This window comes from Mesorhizobium japonicum MAFF 303099 (assembly GCF_000009625.1).
Classification (GTDB): Bacteria; Pseudomonadota; Alphaproteobacteria; order Rhizobiales; family Rhizobiaceae; genus Mesorhizobium; species Mesorhizobium japonicum.
In genome coordinates this window covers 2,644,864-2,666,419 of the sequence record NC_002678.2, presented here as the reverse complement: position 1 = coordinate 2,666,419, position 21,556 = coordinate 2,644,864, and the positions used below count along the sequence as shown (strand labels likewise).

Sequence of the window (21,556 nt, the reverse complement as noted above, 5' to 3'; positions counted from 1 at the left end):
TTTGCGATGAAGCTGCCCGGCCTGTTCAGATTCGAGGATCTTTCCCCATGCCCTATGTCGCCGCCGAAAATCGCTACGAAAAGATGATCTACAACCGCTGTGGGCGCTCCGGCCTCAAGCTGCCGGCGATCTCGCTCGGCCTGTGGCACAATTTCGGCAATGACACGCCGCACAAGACCAAGCAGGCGATCGTGCGCAAGGCGTTCGACCTCGGCATCACGCATTTCGATCTCGCCAACAATTACGGACCGCCGCCCGGCTCGGCCGAAACCGCTTTCGGCGAAATCCTGCGCACCGATTTTTCCGCCTATCGCGACGAGCTGATCATTTCGACCAAGGCCGGCTATGAAATGTGGGCCGGCCCTTACGGTGAATGGGGCGGGCGCAAATACATGCTGGCCAGCCTCGACCAGAGCCTGAAGCGGATGGGGCTCGACTATGTCGATATCTTCTATTCGCACCGCTTCGACCCCGACACGCCGCTGGAAGAAACCATGGGGGCGCTCGACCATGCGGTGCGCTCGGGCAAGGCGCTCTATGCCGGCATCTCGTCCTACAATTCGCAGCGCACCCGCGAGGCTGCCGACATATTGCGGCAGCTCGGCACGCCCTGCGTCATCCACCAGCCGAGCTATTCGATGCTGAACCGCTGGGTGGAGGAAGACGGCCTGCTCGACACGCTGGAAGGGCTCGGTGTCGGCTCGATCGTGTTCTCGCCGCTGGCCCAGGGCATGCTGACCGACAAATATCTTGGCGGCATCCCCGAAGGCAGCCGTGCCTCGCAGGGCAAGTCGCTGAAGTCGGCCTTCATCAACGACCGCACCATCGCCAACATCAGGGCGCTCAACGCCATCGCCGGCAAGCGCGGCCAGACGCTGGCGCAGATGGCCCTGGCCTGGGTGCTGCGCAAGGGTAAGGTGACGTCGGCGCTGATCGGCGCCAGCCGGCCGGAGCAGGTCGAGGACTGCGTCGGCGCCCTGAAGGTGCTCGACTTCAGCGATGCCGAATTGGCCGAGATCGATAGCTACGCACGCGAATCCGACATCAATCTGTGGGCAGCCTCCGCCGAGCGCAAAGGCCCGCCGAGGAAATAAAGCTATCGGACAAGCCGGCAAATAAAAACGGCGGGAATCTCTCCCGCCGTTTTCATGACAAGCAAAATGTCGGACAAAATAGCCGGGTTTCAGGGCGTCTTCGGCTTCTGGGCGGTGCCCAGCCCGGCTTTCGGCTTTTCCGGCGCGGGAGCAGGGGTCTTCATCTTCGCCTCGATCCAGCCGCCGTAGTTGGCCAGCCGCGTGTAGATGCCATAGGCGTCCTTGTGGCCGCAGGCCGCGCTGCCGTCGGCGGGGCCTTCGCCCCAGCTGACGACGCCGACCTGGACCGGGCCGTCGGCGCCGGTCATGAACAGCGGACCGCCGCTGTCGCCATTGCAGGCATCGCGTACGCCGCTGGTGGTGCCGGCGCAGATCATGTTGCCGGTCAGCGGGTCAGTCATGTCGGCGGCAATCGCATTGGCGGCGGCATCGATGCCCTTTTCCGAATAGCGCATGCGGTGGGACAGATCACCGAGCGCGGCCTTGAGGTCATGCGCATAGATGGCCTTGATGCCGCTGTTGCAGGTGCTGTTCGGCTGCAGATCGAGGTCCGCGACCATCAGCGTGGTCGGAAATGTCCCGTCCTGCATCTTGCCCCAGCCGGTGACGGTGGTCTTGCCGGTGTCGGGGGTCGCCTCGCGGGTAAGCTTGATGGCCGGCGCATCGGCCGGCTCGGCAAGCCGGAGCAGGCCGAGGTCGTTGTCTAGCGTCTGCTCGCTGTAACCCTCGTTGACGATGACCTCCAAGACCTTGTGGCGGTTGCCTTCGCTGAGGTCGGTGGCGCCGGTCAGCACGGTGACGGAGTCCGGCGAGATCGGCCGGCCCTTGTCGTTGAGGCAGTGTGCCGCCGTCAGCACCCATTGCGGGGCGATCAGGCTGCCGCCGCAGAATTGTGCATTGGCCTGCGAGGCCGGGTTATCGTCCAGCCTGGCGGTGGTGAGCAGCGCGACTTGGAACGGATAGGCGCCCTTTTCGGCCTGGTTGCCGCCGTAGACCCGGTCGGTGCCGTCAGGGTTCTCGGCGGCCGCCTTGGCCCTGGCCTCGGTCACCCGATGCATCGGCGAGACCGCTGCTTCGGGCCTTGCGGCGCCTTCATCCGCCCGACCATGGTTGATCGATACAAAGGCGGCGGCAATGCCAAGCAGCGATGCGGCGGCGATTGGCCCGAACCGATTTGTGATGTGCACCTGAACCTCCTCAGACAATTCTCGCGTGCGGATCGACGCCGGGCATTGTGCAAGAAGATGTTGCCGGTCCGGCGATCCGCGCGCGTGCCGTATCGAAAACGGCGCGCGATCGGTCACAAAACCGAATCCCACTTTTGCTAACCGTGCCCGCGAGCAGAACCCGCACAAAATCCTATAGCCCCCCACGGGCTAGGTGGAAGCGATTTGTCATTGCCAATCTTGGATTATTTTAGGCAGTATACCATTGCAGAGTTTTTTTGGCGGGGGCCTTGAAAATGACAGCCTAGAACAACGCTCGCGGGGAATGCCAGCGAGCAGACTCATTTTTCGGCGTCACCACGATCTCGACAATATTTCTCTATTTTGATCCAGTCCTTGCTGACTTTTGGGAGAGTCTCACCATGACAAAACTGACAAATGCTATCTTTGCGTCCGCATTGCTTTCCACCGCAATGTGGACGGCCCCGGTTTTCGCCGCCGACCCTGGTTCCGCCAGTGCCGGCAATGGCGAAAGCATGCGGGACGTTACTTCAGGCGACTTCAAGGCCGGTCGGGCAAAACCGATCACGACTCCAGAGCTTACTGATGAAGACAGCCGCGCCGCGCCGCTCACCGACGAGAAGGCGGCTGTCAAATCCTATGGCATCGTCGGGCGTTCCGCCGATGGCAAGGAGATCAAGATCGAACCAAGCGAAGCGCTGCGCGAGCTCATCATCAAGGAACTGAACGCGCCGGCCAATGGCGCCGACGGGGCTGAGCGCAAGACCGAGGACCCCGGGCTCGGCGAAGGCGAGGCCGGGCGCCAGGTTTTCGGCCCCGACGATCGCGAGCAGGTCAGGAACACCAAGACCTATCCGTTCTCGGCCATCGGCTATCTGGAAGCCAAATCGGCGAAGACGGGCAGCTATGGCAGCTGTTCTGCAACGCTGATCGGCCCGCGCACGGTGCTCACCGCGGCGCATTGCCTCTACAGCCATGAGGACAAGGACTGGCTCTCCGAGTATCTGTTCGTGCCAGGCCTCAACGGCAGCACTGCCGACGACGCACCATTCGGTGCCTTCACCTATGAAAGCGCCTATGTGCTGCAAGGCTTCATCGACAACTACCAGGGCTATTACGGCTCGGTGATCCCGTGGGATCTTGGCATCATCACGCTGAAGCAGGATGTCGGCACCAACCTCGGCTGGCTGGGCTACGCCAATTATGACGACCTCGGCGACTTCACCGCCAACCTCGTCGGCTATCCCGGGGACAAGCCGATGGGCACGATGTGGAAGGCCAGCTGCGAAGTGCATGCCGAGAACATCGCCCCGGAATATTTCCAGTATGATTGCGATACGTTCCCGGGGTCGAGCGGCAGCTCGGTCTATGCCTATGACACCAAGTCCAAGCAGCGCATCATCACCGGCGTCAACGTCGCGGAAAGCCCCGACGCGAACACCGCCGTGCGCCTGAACGCGGCCAACGTCCAGTGGATCAACAGCCTGTACAAATAGGCGCTGCGCGTTCGCGGTGAAGGCAAAGGCGGTGGGTCAATCCCGCCGCCTTTTTCGTGCCGATCCTTCCCTCATGGCTTCCCTTGCGCGAGGCCGGCGCCCCGACTACGCTTGGCCTGCCAAGGGGCGAGGCGTCCAGGGGGCTCAAGGAGATGGGGCGGACAAGGGCAATGTTGGGGGTCGCGGCCGCAGCGACGTTGGGCGCGATGATGCTTTCATCGGCTTTTGCCGATCCCGCCCCTGTCGGCGGCGCCTGGGCGGAGCGCGTGCAGATCCTCTATCAGGCCGCCACGCGCTCGGTGCTGCGCAGGACCGTGCGTGTGTGGGATTTCCATCCGGAGAAGAACCTCGACTTCGTCTGGGAGCCGGCGGCGGGCCAGTCACCCGATAAGACGATCGCCAAGGACGGCACCATCAACGGCAAGGGCAGGCTGGTGTGGCGGGTGCGCGGCTCGGCGAGCTATGACCCGAAGACCGTCTACTCCAGCTATTTCGGCGATGTCAGGAACGGCCGGCCCGACGGGCAAGGCAGGCTCGAACTGCGCTCAGGCGAGGTTTTCGACGGGCATTGGCTTGGCGGAGAACTCAACGGCAAAGGCATCCATGTGGATGCCGACGGCAACCGCTATGAGGGGCAGTTCGTCGGCGGCGTCCCGAATGGCGAGGGCCGGTTGCTTTCGAAGACAGGCGAAATATTCGCCGGCTCCTTTGTTGACGGCCTGAAGAACGGCAAAGGTCAGACCCGGCTTGCCGGCGGCACGGTCTATGAATCGCAATGGGTGATGGGCAAAGAGGTCGGCGGTTCGCGTCCCGACGTCCTGGCCGATGCCAGGGTCGGCGGCCTGCTCAAGGCGCAGGCTGGCGGCGGCGATGCCGACAAGGTCGAGATCGGCGTCATCGTCGACCAGCGCGTGACCGAGCAGGCCGACATGAAATACCAGCACCTGGTGCGCGACGAGGACATCGCGATCTATCCCGAAGACACCCTCTACAACGACGCCTGGAACGGCACCGGAACGGTCAACAACACAAATGTCTATGACGGTCCGGATTGGGAAAACACGCCGGCCTTTGCCGAGGTCGATCTGAAGACGACGGACGAGTCCAGGGTCAAGCTCGACAGCCTGGAAATGAAGGTCGCTGCCAGCGACGCCTACCGCAAACCCATGCTGTCGATCTCGGAGCATTTCGGCTGCATCGGCTTCCGGCCCGATTTCTCGATCGTCAACAATGGCTGGGGCGACGCCAAGGACATGAAGATGTCGATCCAGTTCACCACGCTGGACGAGGAGGGCAATCCGACCGGCCAGCCAAGCCGCATGTTCACCAAGGACATCGGCGGTTTCGGCGAAGGCGTCGACGTGTCGATCAAGAGCGTGCTGGACGAGGCCGGCGTCGATACGGCGAGCCTGGAAACGGGACGTTTCCCCTGTCCCTCGGTCGACAGCCTCAATGTTTGCCGCAGCCAGTTCACCAACAAGATCAAGTTCGGCGAGGTCGGCGACTATCTCGCCAATTTGAACCAGGCGATGATGCTGAACGCGATCGGCAAGTTGGACTATTCCTGGGCTGACGATCAGGGCAACGTCTACCAGCAGAGCGAGCCTTTCCGCGCCCAGGTAACCATGGCGGTCTTCGAGACTCCCGAATCGATGGCCGAATGCGGCGATGGCGGTGGCGGCAGCCCGGAAGCGATGCACTACCAGAACATCGAATTCCCGATCGGCAAGCACGATTACACGATCGCCATGCCGGTGCGCGGCAACAAGACTATCAGCGCCTATACGGCACGGCTGAAGATGTGGTCGGCGATGTCGTCGATCCACAGTTTCAGCATCGCCGCGCATTTTGCCGACGGCAGCGTGCGCGAGAGCAAGCCGGTGACCTTTTTCTATTTCCGGCCGAAGCAATCGCTATTCGAGACCAAGACCGAGCCGGCGGCGTGCTATTTGCCCCGCCAGATGATTGGCTGCGGCTAGGGTGTATTGATATTCAGGTGAGGCCGGCCTGCGAATGGCACTCTCCTGCGCTTCCCCGTTCTACTGCGTCGCAGTAGAACTGAGCTCACGTACCCAAAAGTACGCTCCGCTCGTCGCAAGAGCGACCCCGGAGACCACCATTCTCGGCTGGGCCTGACCCGAATCTCGACACCCTGGGGAGTGCCTACTTTCGGCCCATCTCGAAATAGTTGGGAAGCGGAATGAGCCTGACAAAGATCGTGCCCTGGGCGAAGACGCGCAGTTCCACCATCGAACCCGAGGAGCGTTGCGCACTCTGGTCGAACAGGAAATTGCCGAGCGAGTAGACCTCCGCCACATCGCCGCCGGCGAGCGGGACGATCGCCTCACTCGAGACATGCGGATGGCCGCCGACAATGACCGAGACGCCGCGCAGCCGCATCTCATCAGCAAGCATCTCTTCGCGCGCCGACGGTTCGGTCTTGTATTCGCGGCCCCAATGGGCGAAGGCCACCACCGGTCGCTGCGCATTCTCGTGCAGCAGGCGGTCGAGCAAGGCAGGGGTGAGCAGGTCGGTGTTCTTCGAACCGTTGGTGTCGATGTCGGTCAGGCCGACAAGGTCGAGGCCGGCCAGCGCCAGCGTCTCACCCTGGCCGAAATGCGGGATGCCGGCTCCGTCCAGCGCGCGCAGCGTCTCGGCATAGCCGGAGGGGCCGAGATCATGGGCGTGATTGTTGGCGAGGCTGACGCCGGCGACGTGCAGCCGCTTCAGCATGCTGGCGGCGAGGTCTTCCGGCATGGCCAGCGTCATGTCGTCGATCGCTTCCGGCACGTTGGGCAGGATGACGCCTTCGAGATTGACGATCAGCGGTCGCGCTCCGGTCAGTGCCAGTATGCTGTCGACGATCTTGTCGGCAACGTCGTCGCGGACCAGGATCTTCTTCATGGCGCGGCCGAAATTCACGTCACCGGCGAGATAGTAGATCTTGTCCTTTGGCAGCGCGGGGTTGTTGAAACCGGGACCGAAGGCGCCGAACAGCGCCACGACATAGCTGGTGGTGCGCTCGACATAGTCGGACGTGTGTTCCTGCGAGTTCTCGTTGGCGACGACCAGTGGCTGGGCGCCGAACAATTCGCGCTGCAGCTTGGTCTGGATGTAGAGCGCGCCGACGGAATCGGCATGATCGGGCTGGCGAAGCGCCGCGATGCCGTCGAGCGATCCGGCGGCCAGCATGTTCAGCGTCTGCTGGTCGAAACGCCTGGAATCGTGCTGGGGCAGATAGTGCGAGAAGTCGGTGGATTCGACGATCAGCGTGTCCTGGTCGACAATCGGTTTCAGCGCTTCGGCCAGCCTGTCCCAGTCGCCGCGCTTCGCCTTCACCGACATCGCCACCGGCACGATCTTCGCTTCGGGGAAATAGTGGTGCAGGAAGGGCAGCATGGCGCGCACGCCATGTTCCTTATCGAACAGACAGGATTCCTCGACCATGTCGCCGTGTGCTTCCAGCAGGCGCACGGCATCGCTGTCGGCGGCCACCGGACCAAGCACGGTGTCGAAGCCGCGCGCCGTGGTGGCGTAGAGCTTGTGCGTCTTGTGGAAATGATCCGGCGATAGGATGACGATGCGCTTGTAACGAAAGCCGGAGACGGCATGAAAACCCAGCGCCACGAGGTCGGCGGCCAGCAAGTGATGTGGCACGGTGATGCCGGTCAGCCGCTGGTTGGAGGGCGGGATAGTGGCGACGCTGGCGATGGCGTCCCTGAACAGCGTGGCGTCGTCGTAGAAGGGTGGAAAGTTTTCGGTGCCGGGTGGGCAGACGATCGGGGCGGCCTGTGCCGTGCCGCCGAGAACCAGGGAGAAGATGATGACCGTCAGCAGGCGGGCTATCACGGCTCGGCCAACACGATGTTCTCCACGCCGCCGACATAGTAGAACGGCTTCTGCTTCGACGCAGTCAGCCGCACCACTTCGTGTGAGATGAAATCGGCGAGCCCGAAAAGCGTGATGCCGCCGTCGGAGGTTCTCGCCTTGCCGCGCAGGCCCTCGAGGATCGAGTAAGTGAAGACGCCGTGGCCGAGCTCCGGCAATTCGGCGGCGGTGTTGTTGGCCGCAGTGGCGGAGAACACAACGATGCGCGCGTCCTGTGCGTCCTTTTCCAGGCGCGGATTGAAGGCGTTGGCGGCATGGCAGGTGTCGAGCAGCATGAAGCGCATGCCTTTGGCCCGCTCGACCGATTTCTGGATGTCGCCCCAGTCGACAAGCGAGGATCGCTTCCAGCGGTCGGCATCCTGTTTGCGGCCATCGGTCGGGATGAAATAGTAATCCTCGTCGATGTTGATGCCATGGCCGGCGACGAAGACGATGGTGGTGTCGTGTTCGCCAGGCCTGTCGAGGAAATCGGCGAGCTGGTCGTCGATCGTGTGCGAGTCCGGCTCCATGATGTTGTCGGCGCTGGCGACGGTGTAGGTTTGCTTGGCCTTGTCGGGGCTCTCGTCGAGCGCTTCGCGATTGACCAGAACCAGCGTCTCCATCGACGAGAACAAAGGCGCCGACTTCTGCGCAACCACCTCGAGGAATTCGGTGGCGTCGTCGACGGGGTAGCGCAAATCGCAGGCGTGGCCGGAGCAGGCGTCGGTCAGGAACGGATATTTGTCGACGCCGATGACAGCGACATAGAGCTTGCCCTTGGCCTCGGCCTTTTCGGTCTTCCTCGCCAGCGCCGTCACGCTGCGCTCGGTCAGATAGCCATATTCGTTAGTGCCGGTGATGCGGATGGTGTTCTGGCCATTCTCGACCGGCACCTCGACTGTTGTCTTGTCGCCTTCGGCCGAACGCGTGGCGATGTCGCCGACATTGCGGCTGTTCGACAGGATCGAGAAGCCGGCGACATCAGTTCCGGCTTCTTTGGCACCTGTTATCTCGACGGCGACATAACCGTCGCGGACCTTGCTCTGGTCGTCGGCCAGGCGAACGCCGAATTCCGGCGGCTTGCGCTGCAAGAGCTTCTGCAACTCGTTGTCGACGCCCGGTCGCATCTCCTTCACCGCCTGTTTGGCGCTGCGCAGGATGATGGCGCGGCGCACCATTTCCGGGCTCCAGAGGTATTTCTTCAACTGGCCGGCGCGGATGAAGCGGCCTTCATGGTCTCGGCCCTGGTTGACGTGCCAGCCGATCAGCTTGTCGCCCTCATCGGAGGAATAATAGTAGCCCTGCGGCATCCAGGCGATCCATTGCGGGCCGGCAAAGAACATCGACACGATCAGCTCGTGCGTCTTCAGGTTCCACAGCCTCAATGTCTGATCGGCGCTGCCGGTGACCAGCAGGCCGGCTTTCTCCGAGGCGGCCATGGCGTTGATTTCACCGGTATGGCCGGTGAATTCGCCGGAGACCCTGGCGGTCGCGGCCTTGTATTCCAGCAGCGTGCCGTCATTGCCGCCGGTGATCAGGCCAAGCCCGTTGTCGATCAGCGTGAAAGCCGAATGCGCAAAGCCGTTGGTGGCGTCGTTCTCGATCGAGCGCACCACCTTGCCGCCATTGGCGATCTCCAGAACCGCGTTCTCCAGCGCGTCCTTGCCGCCCTTTGTGGCGTGCAGCGACCACTCGCCATCGCTCTGAGCGGCGCGGGCAAACGAGCCCGGCTCCGTCAGCGGCTGAGGGTCATCGAAGAACCGCTCCGTTGTGGGCAGTTCCAACCTCTTGTCCAATGCGCCCAATTGCTCGGGGCAAGCCACGCGCTCGGGGCAGGGGTTGGTATTTCCCCAGGCGATGATGCCGTTTGCCGCATCGATGCCGATCGCGGTCACCGGTTCGCCCACTCCTTGGAGCAAGGCCTTGCGTTCGCCGGTCGCCGGGTCCCAGACCTGGATGGCGTTGCGGGTGCCGCCGGCCGTCGCCACCAGCGAGCCGTCGGCATTGGCGGCGCTGGCATAGACGGTGCCGTCATGGCCGCTGTAGTCGAGCAGCTTCTCGCCGCTGTCGGTGTTCCAGACGATAGAGCGGTGCTTGTCGGCGCAGCGATAGCCGCAGGAGGCGACCAGCCGCGATCCCTTGGCGAAGGTCAGCGAGCCGATGAGGAAATCCTGCTTGGGCATGGCGTGCACCAACGTGCCGTCAGCCGCTCGCCAGAGTTGGACCTGGCCGTCTTTGCTGCCGGTGGCGAACAGGCTGCCGTCCTGCGAGATGGCCAGCGCCAGCACGCTGACGTCCCGCAACGGCTCGGCTTCATCAGGCAAGGCGATTTCCTCGCCCTTGGCGACATCCCAGAGCCGGATGCCATTGTCGGTGGTGGTGGCCGCCAGCCGGGTTCCAGCAGCGGCAAAGGCCAGCTTGTCGATGTGCCAGGAATCGGCGTCGAGCTTCTTGTCCAGCGTCCAGCCTGTCGCTGATTTGTCGTCGAGCCGCCAGAGATAGACCATGCCGTCGCCACCACCGGCAGCCAGCGTCTTGCCATCCGGCGAGAAGGCGAGGTCGTAGGTCGCGTAGTCGGCGGCCCTGAGCACGGCCTTCATCTTGCCGGTGGCGAAGTCGAACAGCCTGATGTCGCCATAGGGCGGCTTGTCGCCGAGACCGGCGCCGAAATAGCCGCCTGCGGCGATCGTCTTGCCATCCGGCGAAACCGAGACCGCGAAGATCTTGCCGTCGCTGCCATTGCCGAGATAGCCGCGAATGGTGCGCAGCGTCACGCCGCTCTGCCAGTCCCAGATGCGGATGGTCTTGTCATCGGATGCCGAGACAATGTCCTCGCCATCGGGGGTGAAGGCGAGGCGGGCAATCCGGGCGGTATGGCCTCCGGTGTCGAGGTCGAGGCGGAAATCCGGGGCGTCCTCGGCGCAGGCGGCCGAGGCCGTGATCAAGGCTCCAGCCATGGCCAGCCAGCGGCTGGCACGCATGAGGCGGAAGGTGGTTCCGGGTTTCCCCATCGCTATCTGGCTTCGCCGCCTGGTTGCCCGTTGCGAACATAGGCCTCGATCGCCGTGGCAAAAGTCGGTGAACCCGCCTTGCGCTGCTTGTCGACATAGCCGGCAAAATAACTCCAGAACGAGACGGCGTAGTCGCGGAAATAGGCATCGGTGACCTTGCGCGAGCACAGGTTGCCATCGACGCAGAAGGACAGCCGGTTGAGGAAATAGACGATGCGGTCGAAATTCTCGCTGAAGTCGGCGAGCGGCATGTCGCCGCCGGAGGTGCTCATCGCCTCGATGCCGATGCGCTGGCGGAACACCTGTTCCTCGGTCGGCGAGGGGTTGGCGCTGAGCAGATTGTCGTATTTGGCGTTGAGGGCGGCAAGACGATCTTTCAACGCCCGTTGTGCCTGCTGGTAGTCCTTGGTTTCCCAGAGCTCGACCAGGGACATTGTCTGCTCGACGCGCTTCTGCTCCTGGTTGGCCAGGAACTGGTAGACCGAGAATGCCAGGGTGAAGATGATGGCGAAACGCACCAGCAAGCCTGACCAGGCATAGACCAGCATGCGCCAGTCGCGATCGGTGAAGGGATTGCTCTCCTTCTTGATCTCATGGCTGCTAGGCCAGGGAAAACCTTCGGTGGTTTCCGGCAGCGTCTCCTTCGTTGCTGGCGCCTTTGCGGGTGCGGCTACCGGTGTCTGCTTTGTCGTGCCCCCCGGCTTCTTCATTTGCAGCTGTCCAGTTCGATGGTGGCGGAGGGATCGAGCACTACGCCCGGCGCTTCAAGCTGCTTTTTCAGGCATGCCAGTTGCGGGCGCGAAACAATGAACTGCATGTCCGGCTCCGCCGGCGCCTTGTTCGGCGACGGCAAGGCTTCGACCACGCCGCGCGAGGCGCAGCTCGAGAGGTCGACCACCACCGCGTCACTGCTGGTCTTGGCGAACTGGTCGTACTGATCGAGGAAGCACGTCGCCAGTTCCGAATTGATGACCACCCGCTTGGCACAAAGGCCGCATGTGTCCTGCGCAGACGCGTTGACGATCAGCAACAGGCCGCCGGCAAGTCCGGCAACCGTTGCCCGCCAGGAGAAAAAAGACTTCTTCACAATCGATCCTATCTGCTTCGTCAGCCGCTGAGCCCTTGGCCGCGGCGGGATGTTCTCATATCGCGCCAATCGCGCAAGAGCCGGCGATACCAGGCCGTGCGGCCTTGGGGCGGAACTCAGGCGCGCGGCACCGTCTCCATCGGGAAGATCATTACTGCCCCCTTCGGGCCGCTCTTGTCGGCAAGCCGCATCACCGAACGGGTCGGCGCCGCCATGCCGATATCGGCGAGCATGTCGGAGAAGCTGGCGGGGCCGAGGCCGCGCGTCATCGCCGCGACGCCGTCCTGCGCCAGGAAGCTCAGATCTTCCTTCTCGCTTTCCGGCGGCGCCTCGGTCAGCACCGCGATCATCCGCTCCATGCCGAAGCTGGTGTCGGTGAAGGCGAGCAGCCCTTCCTCCAGCGTGGCCTGCGGCGCCAGGCGTTCGGCGACGATGTGGGTGATCGAATAGTCGCTGCCGACATAGAGCACGTTGATGTCGACCAGCTGGTCCGAGCTGTTCTTGGCCAGCACATGCACCTCGTCGCCCGGCGAGACGCGCGGCACCGCGGAAGCCTGCAAGGGTTCGAGCCCATCCTTGTCGCGACGCTTGACCTGGAACTGGACGTCGACATCCTCGGGTTTGTAGTCGGAGGCCGCCGCCAGCCGCGACAGCCCGGTGGCGCGGAAAATGGTGCGCAAATTCCTGGTCGTGGGGTCGACCAGCTTCTGGCGATCGTCTGGGTGGATGATGATCAGCGGCGGCTTGCTGCCGTCCTTCAGCGTCACGTCGCCCGAAGCCGGCAGGAACCACAGCGCCGGCTTGTCGCTGGCATCCTTGGCCGCGCCCGCTATGGCATTCTCGCACATCACGGCGAAGCGTAGCTCGGCGCTCTTGCCCGGGTCGACCAATTCGATGTTGAAGCCGGTTTCCTTGGCCGTGGCCAGTTCGTCGAGAACCGAATTGACCAGTTCGGTTTCTTTCTCGAGTCCCTTCGTCTCGGCCGGCCGAGCGACCGTGAGTCTGTAGTCGACGGCGATCTCAGCCACCCGCGCATAGGCGTTGGCGGGAATGTCGGCCAGTTTGAGTGCCGGCTTCTTCTCGAACTCGACCGGCTTGACGCGGCTTTCCAGGTTCTTGGCCGACTCCACCTCGAGATAGCCGACCGCGTCGGACAGCGACGACAGCGCGGACGGCAGGATGGCGAGCTTGCTGCCGGGCGTAAGGCGATGCAGCAGGCCGGCGCCGATCGTCGCCTGGCCGTCCTTGACGATGATAGGCCACTGCATGACGGCGTCGGTCTTGTCGGTGCCGAAGACGCGCGCGTCGAGCTCGCCCTCGAACAGCGGCGTCGGACGGGTGCGGCTGTCGGCCGAATATTGCTGCAGCACGGCCTGGCCAAGCTGGCGATAGGTAACATTGGGGTTTTCGGCGAGCTTCGACAGGATGGTGAAGGTGAACAGGCCGAAGCGCGGCGCATCCGCAGTGCCCTTGGGCAGCGGCATCTCCGGCGTCGTTTCCACCGTCTGGGCCGCGTAGAAGGCGACCAGCTTGCCCTTGGTGATCGGTTCGCCGCCGGTCGGCGTCAGGTTGAAGGCGGGCTTGCGCGCGCCATTCTCGTCGAGGCCGCGCGAGGCGCCTGCGACCGTGTCCTCGTAAGTCTTGATGGCCGCCGCCCTTGCAGCCTCGTCGCCGCCTACCAGGTCGGCGAATTCGACCTTGCGCTCCAACTCGTCGTCAACCTCGACGGCGCGGGTCGCGGTGCCGGAATGGCAGCAGTCGAAGACAGCCCAGACGAAGGCGCCCTTGTTGCGGATCGCGTCGAGCGCATCGCCGATCTCATTGTCGACCAGCGCGTTCGGCACGCCGGCATCGCGGTTTATCCATTTCTCGATGTCGACGGGCAGGAAAATCTCGTCGAGCCCGTCGGTCTCGTCGCCCTTGGCCCTTTCGGGCTGCTGGGCGCCGTGGCCGGACAGATGCAGGTAGACGAAGTCGTCGCGCTGAACCTTGGCCGCCAGATCGGCGAGCGCCGCCTTGATCGCCGCATGGGTCGGCAAGCCTTTGGCGCCGGGCACGTCCTTGGCAAGTAGCGTGACGTTTTCGGGCGCGAAGCGCACCGGGTCGGGCACGTTCTTCAGCAGATACTCGTGCACCAGGCCGGCATCGTTCTTCGGCCCGATCAGCCAGTTCCTTTGCGGCAGGGCAGGATATTCGGTGCAGGCGACCAGCAGCGCGTGATAGGTGCGCGATGCCGCCATCGCCCGGAACGATACCGTACCGGCCGCCACGAGCGCGGACGTGCCGACAAGCAGCGTCCGGCGTGTCAATTTGATCATATTGCTTCCCCAAGCCCGATCGAATTTCCCAAGCGAAACCACCCTCGTCGAGGATTTTGTCAGTATTTTGAATGTCGCCGTGCCATCAAGCCTGCCGTCATCAAATGCGCCGGCACGTTATCGATGGGTCCGGGACAACAACAGAAAGAGTAGCAAAGACGACGGTTCGTCGCTATCTGAATGGGATCAGGCGGTTTGCACGGGCAAACAGCCTGGAGATGGCGCAGGACAAGTTGGAACCGGACCATGGCGGCAAGGGATGTGCTGACGAAGAACCAGTTGTGCGTGCTCGAGAAGCTCGAGACCGCCAGCGGACCGCTCAGCGCCTACACCTTGCTTGACCAGTTGCGCGAGCGCGGTTTTCGCGCGCCGCTGCAGGTCTATCGCGCGCTCGACACGCTGGTGAAGTCCGGCTTCGTGCACCGGCTGGAAAGCATCAATTCCTTCGTCGCTTGCGCCGAGCCGCATGATCACAGCCATTCGATGACCGCCTTCGCCATCTGCGACACCTGCGGGCAGGTGACCGAGATGTCGGATCACGATGTCGACCACCGGCTGAACGAATGGGTCCATTCGACGGGCTTCGCCGCCAAGAAGGCGGTCATAGAATTTCGCGGGACGTGCGCGAAGTGCCGGGCCGAGGCTGCCTAAGCCTTCGCTTCGTCATACTAGGGCGAAGCAAGGAGCGAAGCGACGCGCGCAGACCCTAGTATCCATTCCGTGACATGGACGTGTTGCAGCGATGCAGACCTCAAGTTCTGCTCCGCCGCGATCTTCGAGTGAGGTCACGGCATGGATCCCCGGGTCAAGCCCGAGGATGACGAAGCGTTGGCGCTAATGCGCCTCATCCCAGTTGTTCGCGGCTCGCGCATCGACATGCAGCGGTACCGACATCGATACCGCCGGCATCGCCGCGTTTTCCATGACATGGCGAACGACGGGGATCGTCGCTTCGACTTCGGCCTCGACCGTCTCGAAGATCAGTTCGTCATGCACCTGCAGGAGCATGCGGGCCGATAGCTTCGCCCTGTCCAGCGCCTCCTCCATGCGCACCATGGCGCGGCGGATGATGTCGGCGGCGGTGCCTTGCAGGCGGGCGTTGATCGAGGCGCGCTCGTTGAACGCGCGGATCGAAGGGTTGGACGACCTGATATCGGGATAATGGATGCGCCGGCCGAAGATGGTTTCGACAAAGCCGTGCTCGCGGGCATAGGCCTTGGTCTCCTCGATATAGTCGCGGATGCCGGGGAAACGCTCGAAATATTTCTTGATGTAGTTGCTGGCTTCCTCGCGCGGAATGGACAGCTGATTGGCGAGGCCGAAGGCCGAGATGCCGTAGATGATGCCGAAATTGATCGCCTTGGCGCGACGGCGGACTTCCGAAGGCATGCCCTCCACGGGCACGTTGAACATTTCCGACGCGGTGATGGCGTGGATGTCGGCGCCGTCGGCGAAAGCCTGCCGCAGTTGCGGAATCTCGGCGACATGGGCGAGCACGCGCAGTTCGATCTGGCTGTAGTCGGCCGAGACCAGCCGGTTGCCCTTGTCGGCGATGAAGGCGGTCCTGATCTTGCGGCCTTCGGCGGTGCGCACCGGAATGTTCTGCAGGTTCGGGTCGGAGGACGACAGCCGGCCTGTCGTCGTCGCCGCCAGCGCATAGGAGGTGTGGACGCGCCTGGTGTCGGGATGGATGAAGCCGGGCAGCGCATCGGTGTAGGTCGATTTCAGCTTGGTCAGCTGGCGCCAGTCGACGATCTTGCGCGGCAGTTCGTGGCCTTCGGCGGCGAGGTCTTCCAAAAGCTGCGCCGAGGTCGACCATTGCCCGGTCTTGGTCTTGGAGCCGCCGGGCAGGCCCATGCGCCCGAACAGGATATCGCCGAGCTGCTTGGGCGAGCCGATGTTGATGCGCTCGCCGATGAGCTGGTAGATTTCCTCTTCCAGCCGGGCGGCACCCTGCGCCAGTTCGCCTGACAGCCTGGACAGGATCTGCCGGTCCACCGATATGCCGCGCTGCTCCATGCGCGCCAGCACCGGCACCAGCGGCCGTTCCAGCCTCTCGTAGACCGAGACCAGGCCCTTGGCGGCAAGCCTGGGCTTCAGCACCAGCCAGAGCCGCAACGTGACATCGGCGTCCTCGGCGGCGTGCGCCGTCGCCTTGTCGATATCGACCTGGTCGAAACCGACCGAGCTCTTGCCGGAGCCGGTGACATCCTTGAGCTGGAGCGGGGTATGGCCAAGCCATTTCTCGGCAAGCTGGTCCATGCCGTGGCCGTGCGGGGTACCGGCATCGAGCACATAGGAGATCAGCATGGTGTCGTCGAATGGCGCGACATCGATGCCGTAGCGGCTCATGATGACGAGATCGTATTTCAGGTTCTGCGCGATCTTGAGGACCGATCTGTCCTCGAGCAGCGGTTTCAGCACCGCCAGCGCCTCGCGCAGAGGTATCTGGTTCTCGAGCGCGCCGCCGCCGAGCAGGTCACCGTTGCCGCTCTTGTGGGCGAAGGGAATATAGCCGGCACGGCCGGGCGCCGTGGCTATCGCCATGCCGATCAGTTCGGCCTGCATCGGATCGGCTGATGTCGCCCTGACGTCGAAGGCGGTGACGCCGGCCTCTCGCGCCTCGGCGACCCAGGCTTTCAGGGTCGCGATATCGCGAATGCAGGGATAGGCCGCCGTGTCGATCTTGCCGGTCGCCGCGCGCTCCAGCCGCAGGGCCGAGAGCAGGGAAGGGGTATCGCCTTGCTTGGCGGTGTCCGCCGTCGGTGTGGCGGTTGCCTCGCCATTGGCCTGGCCCGTCTCGGCACCGCTGCGGGCCACAACAGGCGCTCCGGCGCCGACATCGGGGCCGTGCGCGTGGTCGGCGCGCTCGACGATCACCGCGACGGCCTGGACGTCGCCGGCCTCGGTGCTGGTCGCTTCCGCCACGCGGCGGGTCAGCGAGGTGAATTCCATGGTTTTCAAGAAACCGATCAGTTTCGGCCCGTCTGGGGCGTGCAGGACGAAGTCGTCCAGCCCCTCGGCCACCGGCACGTCGTTCTTCAGCGTCACCAGCTGGCGCGAAATCAGCGCCTTGTCGGTGTTGGCGATGATCGATTCGCGCCTCTTGTCCTGCTTGATCTCGCCGGCGCGGGCCAGCAGCCCGTCAAGGTCGCCGAACTGCTCCAGCAGTTGCGCCGCCGTCTTGGGCCCGATGCCGGGCACGCCGGGCACATTGTCGACGGAATCGCCGGTCAGCGCCTGCAGGTCGACCATCTTCTCCGGCGGCACGCCCCATTTCTCGATGACTTCGGGGATGCCGATCTGGCGGTCCTTCATCGGGTCGTACATGCCGACCGTATCGCCAACCAGCTGCATCAGATCCTTGTCGGAGGAGATGATGGTGGTGTCACCGCCGGCTTCGCGGGCGAGCCGGCAATAGGTGGCGATGAGATCGTCGGCCTCGAAGCCTTCCATCTCGATGCACGGCAGGTTGAACGCCTTGGTCGCCTGGCGGATCAGGCCGAATTGCGGGATCAGGTCTTCTGGCGGCGCCGAACGGTTGGCCTTGTATTCGGGGTAGAGGTCGTTGCGGAAGGTTTTCGAGGAATAGTCGAAGATGACCGCGAAATGCGTCGGCACAATGCCTACATCGGTGTTGCGGGCATCCTGCATCAGCTTCCACAGCATGTTGCAGAAACCGGAAACGGCGCCGACCGGCAGGCCGTCGGACTTGCGCGTCAGCGGCGGCAGTGCGTGATAGGCCCGGAAGATGTAGCCGGAGCCGTCGATGAGGAAGAGATGATCGCCTTTTTTCATGCCGGCAGGGATAGCGCGGCGCGGTGGCTTGGTCCATGCCAAAGACATTGCCAGGTATCGGTTCCGTCAACACCCTGACGGATCGGGGTATGCAGGCCCGATCACGGGCACGTTACAAAAGTGTAACGTTGGTGCCCTTGAATCGCCACGTTCAGAGACCCAAATAAACGTCATCGGCAGTTTTCGCCGAAGTCCGGAGCAAGGCCCGTCCCCCGCCTATCCCGGACAATTGCGGCAGCCTATCCCCCCTCTCCGGGCTGCCGCATCGTTTCGAGTATGAGGCCGCCGTGGTTCCCCCTCCACCACGGCGGTCTTTTTTTTTGCCAGCGCAGCGGACTTTTTTGGCCTACGGCAGCCGACTGGCGCCGTGGTCCAATCGTCTCGGGCTTTTCGTTTCCCCGCTCTGCCTTTACGGTTCCGGCACTGAATCGAAAGGTCTCACATATGTCCGCAGTTTCCCCCGTCCTCGACCGCCTCGACAAGAATTTCGACCAGAGCCTCGAACGCCTGTTCGGCCTGCTCAGGATCAAGTCGATCTCCACCGATCCGGCCTATGCCGCCGACTGCCGCAAGGCGGCGGAATGGCTTGTCGCGGAGCTCAAGCTTATCGGCTTCGACGCCAGCGTGCGCGACACGCCGGGACACCCGATGGTGGTTGCGCATCACGAGGGGCCGGCCGGTTCGCCGCATGTGCTGTTCTATGGCCATTACGACGTGCAGCCCGTCGACCCGATCGAATTGTGGGAAAACGACCCGTTCGCGCCTGCCGTCAAGGAGGTCGGACCCGACCACAAGGTGATCACCGGGCGCGGTTCGGCCGACGACAAGGGCCAGCTGATGACCTTTGTCGAGGCTTGCCGCGCCTGGAAACAGGTGCATGGCAATCTGCCATGCCGCGTCACCATCCTGTTCGAAGGCGAGGAGGAATCCGGCTCGCCATCGCTGATACCGTTCCTGAAGGCCAATGCCGACGAGCTCAAGGGCGACTTCGCGCTGGTCTGCGACACCGGGATGTGGGACCGCGAGACGCCCTCAATCTGCGTTTCCTTGCGCGGGATGGTCGGCGAGGAGGTCACGGTAAAGGCCGCCAGCCGCGATCTGCATTCCGGGCTTTATGGCGGTGCCGCCGCCAACCCGATCCGTATTCTCGCGAAAATCCTGGCCGACATCCATGACAAGGACGGCCACATCACCATTCCGGGTTTCTATGATGGCGTCGAGGAGACGCCAACACAGGTGCTGAAATCTTGGGAAAGTCTCGGCGAGACGGCCGAGACTTTCCTCGGCCCTGTCGGCCTGTCGATCCCTTCGGGTGAGAAAGGCCGCTCGGTGTTGGAACTGACCTGGGCGCGGCCGACCGCCGAGTTCAACGGCATCATCGGCGGCTACACCGGCAAGGGCTTCAAGACGGTGATCGCGGCGGAAGCCTCGGCCAAGGTGTCGTTCCGCCTCGTCCACAAGCAGGATCCGAAGGCAATCCGTGCCGCGTTCCAGGCCTTCGTGCGGGAACGTATCCCAGCCGATTGCTCTGTCGAATTCCACCCGCATGGCGGCTCGCCGGCAATCCAGCTTTCCTATGACTCGCCGTTCCTGGCCAAGGCCAAGGACGCGCTGTCGGACGAATGGGAGAAACAGGCGGTCACGACCGGCAGTGGCGGATCAATCCCGGTTGTCGGCGATTTCCAGACCTATCTCGGTATCGAGTCCCTGCTGGTCGGCTTCGGCCTCGACGACGACCGCATCCACTCGCCCAACGAGAAATACGAGCTGTCGTCCTTCCACAAGGGCCAGCGCTCCTGGGCGCGGATTCTCGATGCACTGACGCGCTGAGCGGCGGAAAAGACGTTTTCCTGTTGATTTTTCACCGGATCGCGGCGAGGACGGGGAACGCCGCGACCGGAGAAGACAATGGCCGACATCCGTTTCCACAAGCATGATCTGCCCGACCTTTCGCATTACAATGTCGGGGCGGTCGCCATCGACACCGAGACGCTGGGGCTGAACCCGCATCGCGACCGGTTGTGCTTGGTGCAGATATCGCCCGGCGACGGCAGTGCCGACGTCATCCAGATCGCACCCGGCCAGAAGAAGGCGCCGAACCTCGTCAGCCTGCTCAGGAATCGCAGCGTGACGAAGCTGTTCCATTTCGGACGCTTCGACCTTGCCGTGCTCTACAACGCCTTCGGGGTGATGCCCGAACCGGTGTTCTGCACCAAGATCGCCTCGCGGCTGACCCGCACCTATACCGACCGGCACGGGCTGAAGGACATCTGCTTCGAGCTTCTCGGTGTCGGCCTGTCCAAGGCGCAGCAATCGTCGGACTGGGCGGCCGAAACGCTGTCGCCCGAGCAGCTCGAATATGCCGCCTCGGACGTGCTCTATCTGCACCGGCTGCGCGATGTGCTGGCCGGGCGGCTGGCGCGCGAGGGGCGGACCAAGGAGGCCGATGCCTGCTTCCGCTTCCTGCCGACGCGGGCCAAGCTTGACCTGATGGGCTGGGACGAAGAGGATATCTTCGCTCACAGCTGACCGCCTTCGCGACAATCCGCGCCCGACAGCTGGTTGGGAACCAGATGCCAGCCGTCGCGTTCTGTGGGCTGGAAAAAGGGGATGACATGGCCGACAGAAAGCCGATCGCAACCGCGCCGACCGACGGCTCCAAGGTCTCCATCACGTGGAAGGACGGCGACGGCGTCATCAACGAATCCATCGGGCAATATCGCGATGACGGCTGGTGGGTTTACACCGACAGCCACACGCAAAAGAAGGTCGAGCCGACCAGCTGGCGGCCCACTTCCAGCGACGACGACGATCAATGATCGCCAAGCTGGCGGGGCCAGCTGCTTTCGAATAGCCTGAAGCCGTTGATATCGGGGCCGATTCGGAGCCTTCCGCTCCGCGCTCGCCCTCTGCTCGGAGGAAAATCGCCATGGGTGTCGAAAGCCTTCTCGTCTTCATCATCATCGGTGCCATTGCCGGCTGGCTCGCCGGTCTCATCGTCTCGGGTTTCGGCTTCGGCCTCATCGGCAACATCATCGTCGGCATCGTCGGCGCGTTCATCGCCGGCTGGCTGTTGCCGCGGATCGGTTTCTCCATCGGCGGCGGCGTCATTGCTTCCATCATCCACGCCACGATCGGCGCCATCATCCTTCTGGTGCTGGTCAAGGTGCTGAAACGAGCCTGAGGCTCGAGACGACAAGGGGCGCGCCATGAAGCAGAATACGCTCTATCTCATCATTGGCGCGCTCGTCGTCGTGGTCATCGCGCTTGGCGTCTATGTCTACCGCGAGCAGACCAAGCCGAAAGGCGTCGAACTCAAGATCGACGACAAGGGCATTTCGATCCAGCAGAACTGAGCTTCCCATCGGGGGGCCGGCACCAAGCCAGCCGGCGTCTTGCAGCACGCCGGCCGTGCGCTTCACCGGCGATGAGGCACATCCTCGTCGCCGACGCCGGCAGCCGGATGGTGCGTGTCTATGCCGGCGGCGGTGACTGGAACGGGCATCGCATGCCCACGCGCTCGGTGACCGTGCTCGACGAGGACACCTTCCTGCGTGGCAGGGCCAGCCCCGAGGAGGGCGGCCCGAAAGGCCTTGACGTCGACGGTCGAACTGCGTCGTGGCGGTGACCTGTGAGGAGCAGACGCTGGCCTTTTTCGCGCTGTTGTCGATACTCGGCAGCGTTGAAAACTGCCGGCA

17 protein-coding genes are annotated in these 21,556 nt (G+C 63.4%); 10 read left to right on the top strand and 7 right to left on the bottom strand.

Annotation, left to right across the window (positions count from 1 at the left end):
* The first annotated feature begins 47 nt into the window (after positions 1 to 47).
* On the top strand, positions 48 to 1,094 hold the full coding sequence (gene mgrA, locus MAFF_RS14010; RefSeq protein ID WP_010911577.1) for an L-glyceraldehyde 3-phosphate reductase: 1,047 nt from the start codon (positions 48 to 50) through the stop codon (positions 1,092 to 1,094).
* An 89-nt stretch (positions 1,095 to 1,183) separates the two neighbouring features.
* Here the strand turns inward: mgrA and MAFF_RS14005 are convergent, their stop codons facing one another.
* Positions 1,184 to 2,281: a S1 family serine peptidase gene (locus MAFF_RS14005; RefSeq protein ID WP_044550912.1), complete on the bottom strand. Its 1,098-nt coding sequence runs from the start codon at positions 2,279 to 2,281 to the stop codon at positions 1,184 to 1,186.
* A gap of 401 nt (positions 2,282 to 2,682) precedes the next feature.
* On the opposite strand from MAFF_RS14005, the gene MAFF_RS14000 reads away from it, so the two are divergent.
* Both MAFF_RS14000 and MAFF_RS13995 read left to right on the top strand, forming a co-directional pair.
* A complete protein-coding gene (locus MAFF_RS14000; protein WP_010911575.1) occupies positions 2,683 to 3,777 on the top strand; it encodes a trypsin-like serine peptidase in 1,095 nt (364 codons plus the stop codon).
* Positions 3,778 to 3,947: 170 nt separating this feature from the next.
* A complete protein-coding gene (locus tag MAFF_RS13995) occupies positions 3,948 to 5,756 on the top strand; it encodes an MORN repeat-containing protein (protein ID WP_244420788.1) in 1,809 nt (602 codons plus the stop codon).
* A 184-nt stretch (positions 5,757 to 5,940) separates the two neighbouring features.
* Here MAFF_RS13995 and amrB read toward each other — a convergent pair whose 3' ends face one another.
* The 5 genes from amrB to MAFF_RS13970 form a co-directional block, all read right to left on the bottom strand.
* Positions 5,941 to 7,626, bottom strand: a complete 1,686-nt coding sequence (amrB, locus tag MAFF_RS13990) for an AmmeMemoRadiSam system protein B (protein ID WP_010911573.1) — start codon at positions 7,624 to 7,626, stop codon at positions 5,941 to 5,943.
* On the bottom strand, positions 7,623 to 10,625 hold the full coding sequence (locus MAFF_RS13985) for a caspase family protein (protein WP_044548332.1): 3,003 nt from the start codon (positions 10,623 to 10,625) through the stop codon (positions 7,623 to 7,625). The genes amrB and MAFF_RS13985 overlap by 4 nt, the downstream gene beginning before the upstream one ends.
* Positions 10,626 to 10,657: 32 nt before the next feature.
* Positions 10,658 to 11,365 (bottom strand): DUF4760 domain-containing protein, encoded by a 708-nt coding sequence (locus MAFF_RS13980; RefSeq protein WP_010911571.1) that lies wholly within the window; start codon positions 11,363 to 11,365, stop codon positions 10,658 to 10,660.
* The gene (locus MAFF_RS13975; RefSeq protein ID WP_010911570.1) at positions 11,362 to 11,742 is read right to left on the bottom strand and encodes a hypothetical protein; all 381 of its coding nucleotides are present in this window, start codon (positions 11,740 to 11,742) and stop codon (positions 11,362 to 11,364) included. Before MAFF_RS13975 ends, MAFF_RS13980 begins: the two co-directional genes overlap by 4 nt.
* A 116-nt stretch (positions 11,743 to 11,858) precedes the next feature.
* The gene (locus MAFF_RS13970; protein WP_193364007.1) at positions 11,859 to 14,060 is read right to left on the bottom strand and encodes a caspase family protein; all 2,202 of its coding nucleotides are present in this window, start codon (positions 14,058 to 14,060) and stop codon (positions 11,859 to 11,861) included.
* Positions 14,061 to 14,306: 246 nt separating this feature from the next.
* Here MAFF_RS13970 and MAFF_RS13965 point away from each other — a divergent pair, with 246 nt between their 5' ends.
* On the top strand, positions 14,307 to 14,711 hold the full coding sequence (locus MAFF_RS13965; RefSeq protein ID WP_032931728.1) for a Fur family transcriptional regulator: 405 nt from the start codon (positions 14,307 to 14,309) through the stop codon (positions 14,709 to 14,711).
* Positions 14,712 to 14,894: 183 nt separating this feature from the next.
* On the opposite strand, the gene polA is transcribed toward MAFF_RS13965, so the two are convergent.
* Entirely contained in the window at positions 14,895 to 17,858 is a 2,964-nt protein-coding gene (gene polA, locus MAFF_RS13960; RefSeq protein ID WP_044548331.1) for a DNA polymerase I, read from the bottom strand.
* Positions 17,859 to 18,302: 444 nt separating this feature from the next.
* Between polA and MAFF_RS13955 the strand changes: the two genes are divergently transcribed.
* From MAFF_RS13955 to MAFF_RS13930, 6 genes are all read left to right on the top strand, one after another.
* Positions 18,303 to 19,688 (top strand): M20/M25/M40 family metallo-hydrolase, encoded by a 1,386-nt coding sequence (locus MAFF_RS13955; protein WP_010911566.1) that lies wholly within the window; start codon positions 18,303 to 18,305, stop codon positions 19,686 to 19,688.
* Between the two features lie 78 nt (positions 19,689 to 19,766).
* Positions 19,767 to 20,387, top strand: coding sequence for a ribonuclease D (locus MAFF_RS13950; protein WP_010911565.1), 621 nt, complete (start codon positions 19,767 to 19,769; stop codon positions 20,385 to 20,387).
* 86 nt (positions 20,388 to 20,473) lie between these two features.
* Positions 20,474 to 20,677 (top strand): hypothetical protein, encoded by a 204-nt coding sequence (locus MAFF_RS13945; protein ID WP_032933773.1) that lies wholly within the window; start codon positions 20,474 to 20,476, stop codon positions 20,675 to 20,677.
* A 110-nt stretch (positions 20,678 to 20,787) separates the two neighbouring features.
* On the top strand, positions 20,788 to 21,042 hold the full coding sequence (locus MAFF_RS13940) for a GlsB/YeaQ/YmgE family stress response membrane protein (protein WP_010911563.1): 255 nt from the start codon (positions 20,788 to 20,790) through the stop codon (positions 21,040 to 21,042).
* Positions 21,043 to 21,067: 25 nt separating this feature from the next.
* The gene (locus MAFF_RS40020) at positions 21,068 to 21,214 is read left to right on the top strand and encodes a hypothetical protein (protein WP_019861232.1); all 147 of its coding nucleotides are present in this window, start codon (positions 21,068 to 21,070) and stop codon (positions 21,212 to 21,214) included.
* 71 nt (positions 21,215 to 21,285) lie between these two features.
* The gene (locus MAFF_RS13930; RefSeq protein WP_010911562.1) at positions 21,286 to 21,486 is read left to right on the top strand and encodes a hypothetical protein; all 201 of its coding nucleotides are present in this window, start codon (positions 21,286 to 21,288) and stop codon (positions 21,484 to 21,486) included.
* The last annotated feature ends 70 nt before the right edge of the window (positions 21,487 to 21,556 follow it).

Excerpts from the sequence above, each read along its gene's own strand:
- mgrA (WP_010911577.1), top strand. The coding sequence starts at position 48 with ATGCCCTATGTCGCCGCCGAAAATCGCTACGAAAAGATGATCTACAAC.
- MAFF_RS14000 (WP_010911575.1), top strand. The coding sequence starts at position 2,683 with ATGACAAAACTGACAAATGCTATCTTTGCGTCCGCATTGCTTTCCACC.
- MAFF_RS13995 (WP_244420788.1), top strand. The coding sequence starts at position 3,948 with ATGTTGGGGGTCGCGGCCGCAGCGACGTTGGGCGCGATGATGCTTTCA.
- MAFF_RS13985 (WP_044548332.1), bottom strand. The coding sequence starts at position 10,625 with ATGCGTGCCAGCCGCTGGCTGGCCATGGCTGGAGCCTTGATCACGGCC.
- MAFF_RS13980 (WP_010911571.1), bottom strand. The coding sequence starts at position 11,365 with ATGAAGAAGCCGGGGGGCACGACAAAGCAGACACCGGTAGCCGCACCC.
- MAFF_RS13970 (WP_193364007.1), bottom strand. The coding sequence starts at position 14,060 with ATGATCAAATTGACACGCCGGACGCTGCTTGTCGGCACGTCCGCGCTC.
- MAFF_RS13965 (WP_032931728.1), top strand. The coding sequence starts at position 14,307 with ATGGCGGCAAGGGATGTGCTGACGAAGAACCAGTTGTGCGTGCTCGAG.
- polA (WP_044548331.1), bottom strand. The coding sequence starts at position 17,858 with ATGAAAAAAGGCGATCATCTCTTCCTCATCGACGGCTCCGGCTACATC.
- MAFF_RS13955 (WP_010911566.1), top strand. The coding sequence starts at position 18,303 with ATGTCCGCAGTTTCCCCCGTCCTCGACCGCCTCGACAAGAATTTCGAC.
- MAFF_RS13950 (WP_010911565.1), top strand. The coding sequence starts at position 19,767 with ATGGCCGACATCCGTTTCCACAAGCATGATCTGCCCGACCTTTCGCAT.
- MAFF_RS13945 (WP_032933773.1), top strand. The coding sequence starts at position 20,474 with ATGGCCGACAGAAAGCCGATCGCAACCGCGCCGACCGACGGCTCCAAG.
- MAFF_RS13940 (WP_010911563.1), top strand. The coding sequence starts at position 20,788 with ATGGGTGTCGAAAGCCTTCTCGTCTTCATCATCATCGGTGCCATTGCC.
- MAFF_RS40020 (WP_019861232.1), top strand. The coding sequence starts at position 21,068 with ATGAAGCAGAATACGCTCTATCTCATCATTGGCGCGCTCGTCGTCGTG.
- MAFF_RS13930 (WP_010911562.1), top strand. The coding sequence starts at position 21,286 with ATGAGGCACATCCTCGTCGCCGACGCCGGCAGCCGGATGGTGCGTGTC.